We start from the raw sequence: 16,706 nt of genomic DNA on the forward strand, positions 1-16,706 counted from the left end.
ATGAAGTGATGTTGCTCAAACGCTTCTTCGATGGGTTTAAAATGACTTTATACCGCGTTAAATAATTAAACCATAGAGTGACTATGCTTAAATGATTTTCCTTGCCTAAAGCCATTTTAATTCCCACTTAAGTCCTGCACTTTGATTGTTAATGGGTATGCTATGCTTGAACTTGTTGATAAGTAGCAAAAAAGCTTTTTAATTTTTCCATAGCAGGTATAAGTTCATCTTTATGTGGTAAGAAAACTAAGCGGAAGTAGTTCTGCTCTTTAATGTTAAATGCACTGCCGTGTACCAGCAATATCTTTTCTTGTTTGAGTAAGTCTAAAATCATTTGCTCATCATTTTTAATATTAAATTTTTCTTGGTCTACTTTAACAAAAAGATATAAAGCGCCCATGGCCGGGTGACAAGATAAACCGTCAATGTCGTTGATCATCTTGGCAGCAATATTTCGCTGCTTTAATAACCGGCCATCACCGGTAACTAGCTCATTAATACTTTGATAACCACCAAGGGCGGTTTGAATTGCGTGCTGACAGGGCACATTGGCACAAAGACGCATGGAAGAGAGCATCGTTAAGCCCTCTAAATAATCTTCAGCATGAATCTTAGGCCCAGATATTACCATCCAACCGGCTCTAAAACCGGCAACGCGATAGTTTTTAGATAAACCGCCCATGGTAATTATTAATACATCTTGCGCTAGGCTTGCGGTCGGAATATGTTTAGCTTGCTCAAATAAAATTTTATCGTAAATTTCATCACTGAAAATAATTAAATCATGTTTACGAGCCAGGGCAATTATCCCTTGTAAAATCTCTTCAGGGTAAACCGCACCCGTTGGGTTGTTTGGATTAATCAACACAATCGCTTTGGTTTTTTTAGTGATATTTGCCGCCATATCTTCAAGGTTGGGATACCAAAAATTCTCATCATCACAATGATAATGAACAGGTGTACCGCCGGACAGTGATACTGCAGCCGTCCATAAGGGATAATCCGGTGCAGGGATTAATACTTCATCGCCGTTATTAAGCAAAGCTTGCATGGCCATGACAATTAGCTCACTAACACCGTTGCCAAGATAAATATCATCAACACTGACATCTTTAATGTTTTGCTGTTGAAAATACTGCATTACGGCGACTCGTGCGGAATAGAGCCCTTGCGACTCAGCATAGCCCTGCGAGCTAGGTAAGTTATGAATAACATCTTTTAAAATATCATCAGGTGCCTCAAAACCAAATGGGGCAGGGTTACCAATATTAAGTTTAAGAATTTTATGACCTTCATCTTCAAGGCGTTTCGCCGCCGCTGCTATTTGTCCTCTAATTTGGTAACGGACATTGTTAAGTTTAGAGGACTTGGTAATAGCTTTCATGAGTTGGCAACTTCTTAAGTAAAGGGAGATAAAAGTGAAATGTCATTGTTGCCAATAATGCGCTGTTTTGAAAGTCTTATTTTGGATTTTTTTAAGGCTTAATTGTCAGCTTTTAGCTCGAAAAGGCATATTGCAATGATTGTAAGCTAGATAAAAATTCAGCTGACGAAAATATTAAAAGAGTGTTAGCTTAGTAACAGCTTAAATTTATGGCTTGGTGGCTAATTATTTAGCGAGTGATAAGGCCGAATTGTTAACATTGTTTTAGTTAAATGTTGAAAATGGTTCTACGCTTTTGTTTCTCTTGGCAGAATCGTTATTTTTTGAAAGTAGTTGTTGAAAGCAGTTGATAAAGTACATCAATAAAAATTTATAAGTTAAAGGTAATGATATGTATCATGGAAAATGTTTGTGTGGTGAGGTTCATATTAAAGTGAACGGAAAAATTAGAGATATTATTCACTGCCACTGCTCTTTATGTCGAAAGAACAGTGGTACAGCTTTTGCCACCAACGGTTTTATTAATACTGCTGACTTTGAAATCACCTCAGGAAAAACGAGTTTAAGTTCTTTTTCATTTAAGCCTGGTCGCAATCGACATTTTTGTAGTCAATGCGGCTCACCCGTGTATAGCTCAAACGAGGATGACCCGACACGATTAAGAATACGTTTAGGCATTATTGACAGTGAAATTATTGAAAGACCTATCTCTCATAACTTTGTTAGTTCGAAAGCAAATTGGGAAGATCTTGAGGCTGATTTGCCTCACTATGATGGACTTGAACCAAGTCGGCAGTAAGTTGAAGTAAATCTTAGTGACAAAAAAGGAGCCGAAGCTCCTTTTATCATTATTATTCGGTAAGTAAATGTACTAAGGCTACCTTAGTAACATCTGAACTTTATTTAGTTGAACAAAGCCATCACATCATCAATGGCAATTAATGACTTTTCACCAGTAATACGATTTTTAAGCTCTACTTGTTGAGCATCTAAATTACGCTCACCAATGATAACTAATAATGGTGTGCCCATTAATTCATGATCAGCAAACATCACGCCTGGACGCTCTTTTCTGTCATCAAACAGTACTTCAACACCGGCTTGAAGTAGCGACTCATATAAAGTTTCAGCGGTTTCTTTTACCCGTGCTGATTTAGCCATATTCATCGGTACAATTGCTACTTGAAATGGAGCAATTGCTTTTGGCCATTTTATGCCATATTTATCATGGTTTTGCTCAATAGCTGCTGCGACAATACGAGAAACACCAATACCGTAACAACCCATGGTTAAGGTTTGGTTTTTACCACCCTCATTTAAAACAGAACACTTCATCGCTTCGGCATATTTACGGCCTAACTGGAAAATATGACCGACTTCAATACCACGTTTTATTTCGATAGTACCCTGACCACATGGGCTTGGGTCACCAGCAACAACATTACGGATATCTTGAATGTTGATCTCACCACAATCTCGTTGCCAGTTAACGCCGGTAAAAGAATGGTTATTTTCGTTAGCACCACAGACAAAATCGCTTAAGTGAGCAGCACTACGATCAACAATCACTTCAACAGTTAACCCTTTAGGTCCTAATGAAGTGCTATGACAGTTAGCAATCGCAGACACTTGTTCGTCAGTCGCGAATGTTAACGGAGAAGCAATTTGTGCTAAGTTCTCAGCTTTAACTTCATTGAGTTGATGATCGCCACGAAGCACTAATGCAACTATTTTTATCGGCTCACCTTCTGCTGTTGTACCAACAACTAATAAGGTTTTAACGGTAGTTTTTACATCTAGTTCTGAGGTTTTGATTAAACGCTCAAGTTTTAATGCAACTTTCTCAATATCTTGAGTCGGCTCACCGCGCTCACCTGTTGGTGCTAACGCTTCGGCTTTTTCAATATTTGCGGCAAAGTCGCTAGCATCACTAAAAGCAATATCATCTTCACCTGAGTCAGCAAGCACATGGAATTCATGTGATTTTTCACCACCAATAGAGCCGGTATCCGCTATAACCGGACGGAAGTTTAGTTCAAGACGTTCAAAGATGCGGCAATAGGCATCAAACATAATTTGATAGGTTTTTTCTAAACATTCGTCTTCTAAATGAAAAGAATAAGCATCTTTCATTAAGAATTCACGGCCGCGCATCACGCCAAAACGAGGACGAATCTCATCACGGAATTTTGTTTGTATTTGAAAAACAGTCAAAGGTAGTTGCTTGTAACTGTTAAGTTCGTTTGCAACCAGCTTAGTGACCACTTCTTCATGGGTTGGCCCTAAAATAAAATCACGTTGATGACGATCTTTTAAGCGCAATAACTCCGGGCCATAATCGTCTAAACGACCAGACTCTTGCCATAAATCTGCAGGTTGCACCATAGGCATCAATATTTCATTGCCACCCGCACGTTGTATTTCTTCACGGACAATATTCTCAACTTTTTTCAACACGCGTAAACCTGTTGGTAACCAAGTATATAAGCCAGAAGCAAGGTTACGAACAAGGCCTGCTCGTAACATCAATTGATGACTGATAACTTCTGCACTGGCAGGGGTTTCTTTAAGGGTAGACAGTAAATATTGACTGGTACGCATGGCTTGTGATTTCCGTAAAAATAGGGGGATATATAATTGCCGTTATTCTATCAGGGGGCTAGCGTATGAAAAAGTAATATATGTATTATTTACAGCAAAAATAAAAATGTGAGATTTAATACATTTACCTTGTCATTTTCTTCACAAAAACCACGACAAAAAGAGCGATAGTAAAACTACCGGTAAATGCTTCTATGGCAGCAATGGCGCGTGATATGCCCACCGGAGTGAAATCGCCATAACCTAAGGTGGTAAAGGTCACTACTGAGTAGTACAGCGAAGAAAAGAAAAAGGACAAGTTTTCCTGCATTGACTGCTCGCTACTGGCAGCTAGCACAATGCCGTTGTAGCTGAGGCCAGTAAAAGTATAAATAATGGCACAGATAAATATAATGGCGATAGACAAACCTATGATTCGTAGTGGCGCCTCACCATAGCCACAAAAAATATCGACTATTTTTGATACCATCCGCTTAATACTATAACGTGGTAATTGTAAGCGACGCATGGTCAGCTCTTTTTGAATAAAATACCCTGACAGAGTAAATATACCTTCATGCTCGGCGTGTTTACGTAAATCGCGATAAATCTCTTCGGCTTGCTCTAAAAAATCGATATTTGCTTGCTCATCTTTAGCTTTCAAGGCGGACTTTGCCGCATATTCTTGTTTGATTTTTGTACCTATACTAACGTTTTCGAATTTGCTGCCCACCCACTTTACTCCTAACATATTTGCCCCTGCTAGGTTGGCACAGTTAAGGTTAGCGCTACGTAAATCAGCTTTCATTATGCTGGCATGTTGCAAGTTAATATTAAATAAGTGAGCACTTTTTAGATCCGCATGATAAAAGTCAGCGTAAGAGAAATCATAACCGTGCTTTTTATGGTGGTTAACTAGGTCAATGCTTTGCAGCTGAGCACGAGTTAGTATTATGCCGCGCAGCATGCCGCCACTTTGGGCGTACTTTTCTAGACGATCTTTTACCTCTGGCCCTGATTTATCAATTTCTTTATCGTGCCAATAACAACAGCCAGAGCTATTAGCTTCACCTTGGCAGCAATAGGCCTGCTCCTTGGTACTATCGGGGTCTTGATATTGGCACAATAACTTTATTTTATTCATTTTAAGAGTATAGTGCGCAACATCAAAAAGTAAAAAAAGGAACTAGTGTGGACATAACTTTAATTCAGGCAGATTACCAAAATGAACAACACGGCAAAGATTTAGTTATGCTGTTAAATGCCTATGCTCTTGACCCTATGGGAGGCGGAGAAGCACTAGCTGTTGACGTACAACACAACTTGGTTGCTACCTTAGCAAAGCGAAATGACTTCTTAACTTTACTTTGTTATATCGATGGTAAACCCGCTGGCATACTCAATTGTGTTGAAGGTTTCTCAACGTTTAAATGTAAACCTTTACTTAATATCCATGATTGCGGCGTGTTAAAAGAATATCGAGGCTTAGGTTTAAGTCAAAAGCTATTTATTGAAGCTGAGAAAATATCCCGTGAGCGTGGCTACTGCAAATTAACCCTTGAAGTATTAGAGGGAAATATTGTCGCGCAAAATGCGTATAAAAAGTTGGGCTTTTCAGGCTATGAACTTGATGAAAAAACTGGCAAGGCTATGTTTTGGGAAAAAGTCTTATAAGATATTAGAAAGCATCAATGACAGCTATAAGAAGCATAGCTACTTGCTAGCTTTACCTGCTGTCATTGCTGCTTAGTGATTTCACTAACGCTTAATCACTCTTAACCATTAAAAGGAAATAGGCCTTCTTTTCTTCGGCATTATTTCTTGACCATTGTCTACTGCAACTTGAGCAGGCGCTGATTTTTTACTGGCTTGTTTCTTTTTAGCCGATTTGCTTTTTCCTGGTTTATCTTGGGAGCGTGTCTTTTTCTGTGGCAACTTTTTATCAGCAACTTCGACTACTTGCTCAAGCGTTGCTTCGGATATGTCTTCAGCTTCAGCAAGTGTTTCATTGATGATTAATTGCACCACCTCGCCATTAAACTCAATCACATCTTGATGGTAAATTTTTTTACGTTTTTGGTATTCCACTTCACCATTCAGTAAAACATAACCTTCACTGATAACTATTTTTGCCTCACCACCACCACTGACCAAATTAGCTATTTTAAGTAATTTACATAACTCAACCGGTTGCTGGTTTAATTCAATAACTAAGTAACTCTCTGACATAGGTTTCTCGTAAATAAGCTGAGTTTCTTCATTTGCTGATCAGCGTGATAACTAACATATTCAATTCAGGTGTTAGTTAAAGTGTTCATTTAAGTAATAACTACTGCGCTAATTGTGCTAAAAGCTCAGCGATCTCGCTTTTCAATTCTTCGCTTTCAATGTTTTGTGCAGCATCATTGGCTTTATTAGCAAAAACAAGTGCTTTGTCTTTTTCTTCAAACTCTACTTGGCGTTGTGCCATTGCTAAATAAGCAGAGGCGGTAAAAGTTGGTAAGGTCAACTTTTCAGCTGTAGCTAGGGCAACTTCATAAATATCCATCGCTTGTTCGCCATCTTCGGTAAAGTCAGCTAGCGCTTCCCATTGCAATGGGTGATCTTTTGGTGTGCCTTGGCTGGTTGCACAAAGTATCTGTAATTTCTTACAGCTGGCAAGTCTTAATTCATCATTGTTGTTGTTTGAAGCGTTGGAAATTTCTTGGCAAATACTAAGGATGTCGTTATATAGTGGAGCTTTCATTTTAGATACCTAAATGCAGTTAACCCAGGATAAAAGAAGGGTTATTATTTGCCGCTAATATCGCATAAATCGAGGCTTTTAGATACAGAGAAAGTAAATAATGTACCAGTATCGCTGACTTGATATGAAAGCTTATCGAGCGGATTACATCACCATCAAGCGATTTAAATAACCAAGTCTGAATTGCTAGAAAATCATCTAACATGTAGCGGTGTAATATATTGTTTTAATTTGTAATTTTAGTACTCGCCAAGCTGGAATATTACCCTAGATGATGCAGGAAAAAACCTAGTAACCAATAATGCTCCTTTTCTTGAAGGCGCAACTTTAGGTGGTATGTATCGGCTACGAAGCTTTAGGAAAAATCGCTTTCATGATAAAGCGGCTATCTATGCAACAGCTGAATACCGGATGACTTTGGACTATAACCCAATAGCTAATGTAAGCTGGCTAAAGTTTTTACATCTTGATTGGCTACAAACAGTGTTTTATGTGGAGGGGGAAGGGTATCGCCGACTCTTCATCGCGATACGCTGTTCTCCTATTGGAAAACTGATGTTGGTGTTTCATTACGAGCATTAACCGCTGGGATTGTGGTGCGGTTGGACTTTACTCAATCAAAAGAAGGCACCAGTACTTGGTTGATGGTTGGGCATCCTTTTTAGTTTTACTGAAAAATAGATAAAGTAGCTGAAATGTAAAAATTAATGCGTACTAATGCAGCTTTATGGATGAAAATAAATCAATCGGTTAACTTTTTTAAAAAAGTCAGGGAATTTATAGATTTTCTGTTGACAGCTTTTTCTATCTCCCTATAATACGCCCCACTGAAACGCAGACGGTATAGCCTGAAAGGTTGAAGTATTTAGCAGTAAAACGGACGATTAGCTCAGTTGGGAGAGCACCGCCCTTACAAGGCGGGGGTCACTGGTTCAAGCCCAGTATCGTCCACCACTTTATTTTCTTATCTAATAAGTAATTAAGTGAACATTCTTTTTCCATAAAGAATTAAAACTAAAAATGGACGATTAGCTCAGTTGGGAGAGCACCGCCCTTACAAGGCGGGGGTCACTGGTTCAAGCCCAGTATCGTCCACCACTTCTTATCTTCAATTATCTTCCTTGTATATTTTAGATATAACTTAGTTATTAAAGCACCTTCTATCTTTTACATCCCGCGCCATATCACTGGTTCAAGCCCAGTATCGTCCACCATCTTTGAACACCTTAAATAATACTTCTAAAGCTAAAAATCTACCTCATTACACGCATCTTAATCATCATTTAGATAAATCTAAGCTATAAAACCCTTCTACAGTCACTATCCGCAGCATGTCATTGGGTCGAGCCTGGTATTATCAATAAACCGCCAGCGAATTACTAAAGCTATAATTTCTAAATCATAATTATACCAAGTTCATTAAATTATTGCCCACTTGTGCTGGTTAAAATACCCCAAGGCGGCGTTGCTCTCAATCCTAATAGCTAGCTATTACTCAATCAAGCGCCTTGCCCTGATTTATTTTTCCTGCGCGCAACAAGATCACAAACTTAATGAAATTGGTATTACTCATTAAAGATCAAAGTTTCTTGCGCACAGAACTATCATTTATATCCCGCACTATACCCTTGACCGATAACATCATTTAATTACAGCAAAGTGATGAATTAACTAAGGCGCAATGCTAAAATGCCGTCAATTTATTGATTAATACTGCTAATGCCGCCCAATAGGCGTTATTAGTGACACCTTGTAGAGACTCTTATGACTTTAACGACACGTTTTGCTCCAAGCCCAACAGGTTATTTACATGTTGGTGGTGCCCGTACTGCCTTGTATAGCTGGTTATATGCCAAGAAAAATGGCGGTAACTTTATTCTTCGTATCGAAGATACCGATTTAGAGCGCTCTACCCAAGCATCTGTTGATGCCATTATGGATGGTATGACTTGGTTAAAGCTTGAATGGACCCATGGTCCTTACTTTCAAACAAAATGCTTTGATCGTTATAAAGAAGTGATTGAACAATTACTTGCCTCTGGTGATGCGTATCGCTGTTATAGCACAGCCGAAGAAGTTGATGTTATGCGTGAAGAAGCAAAAGCTAAAGGCGGCATTGAAAAGTACAATGGTTTATGGCGTGACCGTACCGATCACCCTGCAGATAAACCTTTTGTTATTCGTTTCAAAAACCCGCTTGCTGGCGATGTTGTTATCAAAGATATGGTTAAAGGCGATATCACTATTAGCAACGAGCAATTAGATGATTTAATCATCGCTCGCTCTGACGGTACACCTACTTATAACTTAACGGTTGTTGTTGATGATTGGGATATGAAAGTTTCACACGTTGTTCGTGGTGATGATCATATTAGTAATACGCCTAAGCAAATAAACATCCTTACCGCTTTAGGTGCTGATATCCCTGAATATGCTCATATCCCGATGATTTTAGGTGATGATGGTAAACGTTTATCAAAACGTCATGGCGCAGTAGGTGTTATGCAATATCGCGATGATGGTTATTTACCTGAAGCGCTTCTAAACTACTTAGTACGTTTAGGCTGGTCACATGGCGATCAAGAAATTTTCTCTCGTGAAGAAATGATTGAGTTATTTGATTTAAAAGACTGTAACCGTGCAGCGTCTGGTTTTAATACAGATAAACTAATTTGGGTAAACCAGCACTACATGAAAACCATGGACCCTGAATATGTTGCTGAGCACCTTGCCTGGCACATGAAAGAGCAAGGTATAGATACTACTAATGGACCAGCGCTTAGCGAAGTAGTTAAAATTCAAGCTGACCGAGTTAAAACTTTGAAAGAAATGGCTCAAATTTCACGTTATTTCTATGAAGACTTCACCGAGCTTGATGCTAAAGCGGTTAAAAAGCATTTACGCCCAGTAGTTAAAGAGCCAATGATGTTAGTTAAAGAAAAACTAGCTGCATTAACTGATTGGTCACCAGAGCCTATTCACGCGGCAATTAATGATACTGCGGTAGAGTTAGAGTTAGGTATGGGTAAAGTAGGCATGCCACTTCGTGTAGCGGCAACAGGTGGCGGTAACTCACCATCACTTGATATTACTTTGGCCTTGTTAGATCAAAAGAAAGTGTTAGAAAGAATTGATCAAGCCTTAGTTGTAGTCGAAGCAAGAATTGCTGCGAGTTAATGACAATTTTATTCATATTAGATACGTTTAGGAGTACACCTAGTGCAATTTAGTGATTTTGGTTTAGACAGATGTTTAATAGATACCGTTAATCATCTTGGTTTTAGCGCGCCAACACAAATTCAGCAACAGGCTATTCCTGCGGCGATGGCGGGGCATGACTTGATCGCCTCGTCGAAAACCGGCTCAGGTAAAACCTTAGCTTTTATCCTACCGGCGATACAAAGGTTAACTAAAAACCGCGCTTTATCTAAGCGTGATCCACGGGTAGTTATTTTAACGCCAACGCGTGAGTTAGCTAAGCAGGTCTTTAGTCAATTACGTTTATTTACCGCTAATACTCAGTTTAAAGCGGTGCTAATTTTAGGTGGCGAAAACTTTAACGATCAAGTGAAAGTGTTAGAAAAAGACCCGCATTTTATTGTAGCGACACCGGGTCGTTTAGCAGATCATTTAAAGCAAGGTCATTTTTATTTGAATGGCTTAGAGCTGCTTATTTTAGATGAAGCCGATCGCATGCTTGATTTAGGTTTTAGTAAACAGCTCACGCAAATAAATAATGCGGCCGATCACCGTAAACGCCAAACGTTACTATTTTCAGCAACCTTAGACCATGCGCAAGTGAATGACTTTGCCAAAGAGTTACTGACCAAACCGAAACGTATTGCCATAGCATCGGCTCATACAGAACATGAAGATATTACCAAACGTTTCTTTTTAGCAGACAATCTCAGTCAAAAAGAAGTACTTTTGCAGCATTTCTTAACCACTGAAACATCGAAGCAAATTATTATTTTCACTGCTACCCGTAGTGATACTGACCGTTTAGCTAAGTTGCTTACTGAGCAAGAGCTTAATGCTGTTGCTTTAAGTGGTGACTTAAACCAAGGTCAGCGTAATCAAATTATGGACAGCTTTGCTAAAGGCCAACATAAAATATTAGTAACCACAGATTTAGCTTCACGTGGCCTTGATTTAATCAATGTATCGCACGTAATTAACTTTGATATGCCAAAACATGCGGAAGAGTTCGTCCATCGCATTGGTCGTACGGGTCGAGCTGGCACTAAAGGTGATGCCATTTCATTAGTAGGTCCTAATGATTGGTTAAGCTTTAAAAACGTTGAAGCTTTCTTGCAGCAAAAAATAAACTTTACTAAAGTTACCGGGTTTAAGGTTAAGTTTAAAGGCTTAAAACCGAAAAAAGAAAAAGTGGTTAAAGTTAAAGTTGATACTACTAAAGATAAAAAAGTGGTTGCGAGTAAACCAAGAAAAGTTATTAAGAAAACTTTCCTTGATATAGAAGATTTTGGCGCAATGAAAATTATTAAGCGTAAGAAAGCGTTAACACCTGAGCAAATTGAAGATTCGTCTAAAAAAGAACAGGATTAGCACTTCAGCGTTAAAAAAACACATTAACTAATGAATAGAAAGGCAACTAGAGTTGCCTTTTTTTATGGCAACAATTTGACCATAGAGTGACTGGCAGATTCGCTGAAACTATCGTATTGATGAAAATGATAAGTTATTACTAACAAGATATTTGATAGTTAGGTATGATTAATGTGTTTGATTAATATAATAATTATAAATTTTATAGGGATGTTTTATGACCATAATGCAAAAATCTCTCTGGCTAATTGTCAGCCTAGGTAATCTGTCAGCAGGCTACTTCTTCATGCTCAGCCAAAGTGCAGTGAGTTTTGCTTTATTAATCACCACATTACTCTATAGCCTTATTGGCATTTATGATGTTTTCTATAGTCGGCACAGCCTGAACCGTCTTTACCCGGTAGCGGCATATCTGCGTTATTTCCTTGAATCTTACCGCGTTGAAATTCAGCAATACTTTATTGCCAATGATACCGAAGAACGCCCTTTTAACCGTGAACAACGTACCTTGGTCTATCAACGCGCGAAAAACGTCCGTGATACCATAGCGTTTGGCACCCAGCGTAACCTTGTTGAAGATAATTACTTAAGTTTGTGGCATTCATTATCGCCTACTCATATAAAAGAGAGTGCTAAGCGCATACTCATTGGTGGTGACAGCTGCAAGCAACCCTACTCAGCATCCTATTTAAATATTTCAGCGATGAGCTTTGGCTCGTTGAGCACTAATGCCATTGAAGCGCTTAATTTAGGAGCTAAAAAAGCCGGTTGTTATCATAATACCGGTGAAGGTGCCGCGAGTCCTTATCACTTAAAACATGGTGGTGATATTGTTTGGCAACTAGGTACTGGACTCTTTGGTTGTCGTGATGAGCAGGGGCGATTTAATGCTGCTAGCTTTGAAAAAACAGCTAAGCTACCGCAAGTTAAAATGATCGAAATAAAGCTGAGTCAGGGCGCCAAACCAGGTCATGGTGGTGTACTGCCGAAAGCAAAAATTACCGATGAAATCGCCCGTATAAGACATATATCAAAAGATCATGATTGTATTTCTCCCGCGGTTAATCCTGAATGTACTTCGCCCAAAGATTTATTAGCGTTCATCGAGCAATTACGCCGTTTAAGTGGTGGCAAACCCGTTGGCTTTAAATTATGTATTGGTAACCCGGCAGAATTCTTAAGTATTTGTAAAGCCATGCTCGAAACAGGCATTACCCCTGATTTTATCACCGTTGATGGCGCTGAAGGCGGAACAGGCGCTGCGCCGGTTGAATTTACTAACCGCTTAGGGTTAATTTGTTTAGAGGGTATAAGCATAGTAAACAGCGCCTTGGTTGGTGTTGGGCTTCGGCATAAAATAAAAATAATTGCTTCAGGTAAAACAGCATCAAGTTTTGATTTACTGGCAAAAATAGCTGCCGGCGCTGATGTCGTTAATGCCGCAAGAACTATGATGATGGCAATTGGCTGTATTCAATCAAGACATTGTAATACCAACCTCTGCCCAACAGGTGTGGCAACTCAAGATCCCGCGCGTGCAAAGGCCATTGATGTTGAGAGTAAAAGTGATCGAGTGAAAAACTTCCACAATAATACCTTAGCCAGTTTCTTTGAGCTGGTTGGTAGTATGGGCTTGGACGATCCAGCTAAACTTGTTCCGCAAATGATAAAAAGGCGCTCACCTTATGGTATGCAAATGTCGATGGGCAGCCTTGTTGCGGCGCTATCAGAAAATGCTTTAATTGACCCATCATCAAATGAGAATGAACTTGATGAATCGTGGCAACACTGGTGGCAAGCAAGTAGTGCTGAGCAGTTTTATGTAGATGATTTCTTTATATTGAAAGCGCCGGAGTTTCACCAAACTCGAGCTCATTAAGTTAACGCTCATCAAGTTAACGCTCAGCGAGCTTAATGATTTTATTGACTTTTAAAGGTGTTATTTAGATTTCGTTAATGAAGGAGTTTGGGAAGGTTTACACTTAACATAACATAGCTTCGACTTGAGTTCAGGCATCTTTAAAACCTGAACTCAAACCGAGTAAACACTAGTCCGGGCACTTCTGTTTACGGATGTAGCTACTACTCAGCGATTAACTGAGTGAGGGTATAGCTAGTCTCATTACTACCTAATTTAGTTTTCATATAAGGTAATATTTCTTCAAGTTGTGTTGTTAATTGCCATGGCGGATTTACGATAAACAAACCTGTACCGGTCATGCCGTATTCGTCAGTATCAGCGGCCATGCAAAACTCAACTTGCAGTACATTCTTAACCGCACTTGCTTTGAATGCTTGCTGCATTTCTTCAACTAGCTCACGCTTAACCACCGGATACCAAAGAATGTAAGTGCCAGTAGAAAACTTACTATAGGCCTTAATAATGGTCTTTACTGCTTTTTGATAATCTTCTTTAAGCTCATAAGGCGGATCAATAAGTACTACACCACGGCGACTTGGTGGTGGTAATAAACCAAGCACACCTTTATAACCATCAGACTGCTTAACAAATACTTTGCGCCAGCGCTGACAAAAATCTTCTAAGTGCTGAATATCAGTTGGGTGTAATTCAAATAGGTGGCTAGAGTCTTGGCGACGGACAAAGGCTTTAGCTATGCCAGGAGAGCCCGGATACACCTCAAGTTCACTACTTTTATCATGACTGAGGTTAAGGCTTTTGATTAGTGATAAATACGGTTCAAGTGACTCAGGCGCATCTTCATCGTTAATAATCTTGGCAATACCGTCTTTATACTCACCTGTTTTTTGTGCATATGCATCGGCCAATTGATACATACCAGCCCCAGAGTGACTATCTATATAACAAAAGCCTTTTTCTTTACGAGTCATATAATCAAGTACTAGTGATAAAACACTGTGTTTGAGTACATCGGCAAAATTGCCAGCATGAAAAGCGTGACGATAACTAAGCAAGGTAAATCCTTAAAGTCGGTAATTAATGGGTTTAATGTTAAACAGCAAAAAAAACGGCTAGCAAATAACAAATTTGATAGCCGTTAGCAGGTTTTTTCTTATGCTTGGCTAGCTAAGTACTCGTCATAAGTACCGGCAAAGTCGATATAACCGTCTTTGGTTAATTCAATAATACGAGTGGCGATAGTTGAAACAAATTCTCTGTCATGGCTAACGAATAACAGAGTACCTTCGTATTGCTCTAACGCCATATTTAATGATTCAATTGATTCCATGTCCATGTGGTTGGTTGGTTCATCAAGCAGTAAAATATTAGGCTGTTGCATCATTAACTTACCAAATAACATCCGACCTTTTTCACCACCTGATAACACTTTAATTGATTTTTTAATGTCATCAGCTGAGAATAATAAACGGCCTAAATAACCACGAACCGCTTGTTCGTCATCGGTTGGTTGACGCCACTGACTCATCCAGTCAAATAAGGTCATGTCATTTTCAAACTCAAATTCATGATCTTGCGCATAATAACCAATATTGACATTTTCAGACCAAGTAAACTCACCTGAATCTTGCTCATAGGCTACTTCGTTCATTAAGGTGCGTAAAAAGGTAGTTTTGCCAATACCATTTTCACCAATAATGGCGATGCGTTCACCTACTTCGATTAGGGCTGAAAGATCTTTAAGGATATGATTACCATCAAAGCTTTTATTTAACTTTTCAACTACTAAGGCATTACGGAATAATTTCTTTTCTTGCTCAAAACGAATAAACGGGTTACTACGGCTTGATGCTTTCACTTCTTCTAACTGAATCTTATCAATGCGCTTAGCACGAGAAGTGGCTTGTTTTGCTTTTGAAGCGTTAGCAGAGAAACGCGCCACGAAGGCTTGCAGTTCGCCAATTTGTGCTTTTTTCTTAGCGTTATCTGATAATAAACGTGCTCTTGCTTGTGTTGCCGCCAACATGTATTCGTCATAGTTACCTGGGAAAACACGTAGCTCACCGTAATCTAAATCGGCCATATGGGTACAAACACTGTTTAAAAAATGTCTATCATGAGAAATGATAATCATGGTTGAATTACGTTCATTCAACGTTTCTTCTAACCATTGGATAGTGTGAATATCTAAGTTGTTGGTTGGCTCATCGAGTAACAAAATATCAGGGTCTGAAAACAGTGCTTGCGCAAGTAATATACGTAACTTAAAACCAGGAGCTATTTCGCTCATTAAACCGTAATGTTGCTCAACAGGGATACCAACACCAATTAATAACTCACCAGCACGAGCTTCTGCGCTGTAACCATCCATTTCGGCATATTCAGACTCTAAATCGCCAACTTTCATACCATCGGCTTCGCTCATTTCAGGTAAAGCATAAATACTGTCACGTTCTTCTTTTACCGCCCAAAGTTCGGTATGACCCATGATAACTGTATCAATAACACTGTTATCTTCAAAAGCGAATTGGTCTTGACGTAATTTACCTAAACGTTCACCGCTATCAAGAGTAACATTGCCACCTGTTTGCTCTAAATCACCACCTAAAATTTTCATAAAGGTAGATTTACCACAACCATTGGCGCCAATTAAACCGTAACGGTTACCGCCACCAAATTTTTGTGAGATGTTTTCAAACAAAGGCTTAGCGCCAAATTGTTGAGTAATATTATTTGCTGATAGCATAATGTCTTCCGTCGCATGTTGAAGTTTACTGAATCAAATATGTCAGTAAATTTACCGATAGTTACCGAACAAGGTGTAGTTACCGGACAAGTAATGCGCGCGATTATACACTAGTGTTGAAAAGCCGCATACGATAATTTCGAACTTAGCTAAGTCCAATAGGCCAACTTAAGAGTAGGGCTATCTCAGCAAAAATAACATATTCACATATACTAAATAGATGGATAAAAATGCTTTCAGGGAGGATATTTTCACTTCTAAATTGAATAAGAGGTAGTATTATGAAAGCACTGATAAAATTTTTATATTTAGGCCTATTTGTATTTTTTGCTATTAGCTCGAAGCCGTTCAGGTTAGCTGGAATTTATAGCCAAACTCGTTTTATCAATGTTGCTAAGGCCGTCGGGCAAAAGCTATCTTCAGATAAAGCAACATGGCTTACCAGTAAAATTGTGCTTAAAGTAAAAGAATTAAAAGCCTTTATCCAAAGCCAAGAATATCCTGATCCTAGCCACGAAAAAGCGGTGTCCTTAACGGGTGAAGTTAATGGACTTATTGAGGCACTAACCGCTGAAAACAGTAGCAGCTTTATTTATCGATGTTTTGTCTGGTTTACCTAAGGCCAAGTCGTATAAAAGAGGTTAGTGTTTTATCTGCAAGGAAATAAGTCATTTGCCATTACTCTCACTATAAGTCTTTTATCTTTATGGCTAATCAAGCTATTTTTGTTGATTAGCTTGATAAAAGCCAAGTCCCTGCATAAGCTTTCTAGCAACTTTATGATCTTCAGTGGGTTAACTTT

General features: G+C 39.0%; 13 protein-coding genes and 2 tRNA genes. 8 read left to right on the forward strand and 7 right to left on the reverse strand.

Annotated features, from left to right (window positions below; genetic code table 11):
• Positions 1–160: 160 nt before the first annotated feature.
• On the reverse strand, positions 161–1,384 hold the full coding sequence (locus tag HRT50_RS09960; RefSeq protein WP_291613946.1) for a pyridoxal phosphate-dependent aminotransferase: 1,224 nt from the start codon (positions 1,382–1,384) through the stop codon (positions 161–163).
• 391 nt (positions 1,385–1,775) lie between these two features.
• On the opposite strand from HRT50_RS09960, the gene HRT50_RS09965 reads away from it, so the two are divergent.
• Entirely contained in the window at positions 1,776–2,183 is a 408-nt protein-coding gene (locus HRT50_RS09965) for a GFA family protein (protein WP_291613948.1), read from the forward strand.
• 104 nt (positions 2,184–2,287) lie between these two features.
• Here the strand turns inward: HRT50_RS09965 and HRT50_RS09970 are convergent, their stop codons facing one another.
• Entirely contained in the window at positions 2,288–3,985 is a 1,698-nt protein-coding gene (locus tag HRT50_RS09970; RefSeq protein ID WP_291613950.1) for a proline--tRNA ligase, read from the reverse strand.
• A 124-nt stretch (positions 3,986–4,109) separates the two neighbouring features.
• On the reverse strand, positions 4,110–5,108 hold the full coding sequence (locus HRT50_RS09975) for an ion channel (protein WP_291613952.1): 999 nt from the start codon (positions 5,106–5,108) through the stop codon (positions 4,110–4,112).
• A 47-nt stretch (positions 5,109–5,155) separates the two neighbouring features.
• On the opposite strand from HRT50_RS09975, the gene HRT50_RS09980 reads away from it, so the two are divergent.
• Positions 5,156–5,638, forward strand: coding sequence for a GNAT family N-acetyltransferase (locus HRT50_RS09980; protein WP_291613954.1), 483 nt, complete (start codon positions 5,156–5,158; stop codon positions 5,636–5,638).
• 108 nt (positions 5,639–5,746) lie between these two features.
• Here the strand turns inward: HRT50_RS09980 and HRT50_RS09985 are convergent, their stop codons facing one another.
• Positions 5,747–6,193, reverse strand: coding sequence for an RNA-binding S4 domain-containing protein (locus tag HRT50_RS09985; protein WP_291613956.1), 447 nt, complete (start codon positions 6,191–6,193; stop codon positions 5,747–5,749).
• A 100-nt stretch (positions 6,194–6,293) separates the two neighbouring features.
• Positions 6,294–6,710, reverse strand: a complete 417-nt coding sequence (locus HRT50_RS09990) for a hypothetical protein (RefSeq protein ID WP_291613957.1) — start codon at positions 6,708–6,710, stop codon at positions 6,294–6,296.
• 878 nt (positions 6,711–7,588) lie between these two features.
• Here HRT50_RS09990 and HRT50_RS09995 point away from each other — a divergent pair.
• The 5 genes from HRT50_RS09995 to HRT50_RS10015 all read left to right on the forward strand — a co-directional run bounded on the left by HRT50_RS09995 (position 7,589) and on the right by HRT50_RS10015 (position 13,158).
• A tRNA-Val gene (locus HRT50_RS09995) sits at positions 7,589–7,664 on the forward strand.
• A 68-nt stretch (positions 7,665–7,732) separates the two neighbouring features.
• Positions 7,733–7,808 (forward strand) — tRNA-Val (locus HRT50_RS10000).
• Positions 7,809–8,474: 666 nt separating this feature from the next.
• Positions 8,475–9,887 carry a glutamate--tRNA ligase gene (gene gltX / locus HRT50_RS10005; RefSeq protein WP_291613960.1) on the forward strand — a complete coding sequence of 471 codons (1,413 nt, stop codon included), beginning with the start codon at positions 8,475–8,477 and terminating at the stop codon, positions 9,885–9,887.
• A gap of 42 nt (positions 9,888–9,929) precedes the next feature.
• Positions 9,930–11,279 carry a DEAD/DEAH box helicase gene (locus HRT50_RS10010; protein ID WP_291613962.1) on the forward strand — a complete coding sequence of 450 codons (1,350 nt, stop codon included), beginning with the start codon at positions 9,930–9,932 and terminating at the stop codon, positions 11,277–11,279.
• A gap of 217 nt (positions 11,280–11,496) precedes the next feature.
• Positions 11,497–13,158, forward strand: a complete 1,662-nt coding sequence (locus HRT50_RS10015; RefSeq protein WP_291613964.1) for an FMN-binding glutamate synthase family protein — start codon at positions 11,497–11,499, stop codon at positions 13,156–13,158.
• 203 nt (positions 13,159–13,361) lie between these two features.
• On the opposite strand, the gene HRT50_RS10020 is transcribed toward HRT50_RS10015, so the two are convergent.
• A complete protein-coding gene (locus HRT50_RS10020) occupies positions 13,362–14,213 on the reverse strand; it encodes a 23S rRNA (adenine(2030)-N(6))-methyltransferase RlmJ (RefSeq protein ID WP_291613966.1) in 852 nt (283 codons plus the stop codon).
• Positions 14,214–14,311: 98 nt separating this feature from the next.
• Entirely contained in the window at positions 14,312–15,904 is a 1,593-nt protein-coding gene (locus tag HRT50_RS10025) for an ABC-F family ATPase (protein WP_291613968.1), read from the reverse strand.
• Between the two features lie 281 nt (positions 15,905–16,185).
• On the opposite strand from HRT50_RS10025, the gene HRT50_RS10030 reads away from it, so the two are divergent.
• Entirely contained in the window at positions 16,186–16,524 is a 339-nt protein-coding gene (locus tag HRT50_RS10030) for a hypothetical protein (protein WP_291613970.1), read from the forward strand.
• Positions 16,525–16,706: the final 182 nt, after the last annotated feature.

Source organism: Colwellia sp. (assembly GCF_013215345.1).
GTDB lineage: Bacteria > Pseudomonadota > Gammaproteobacteria > Enterobacterales > Alteromonadaceae > Colwellia.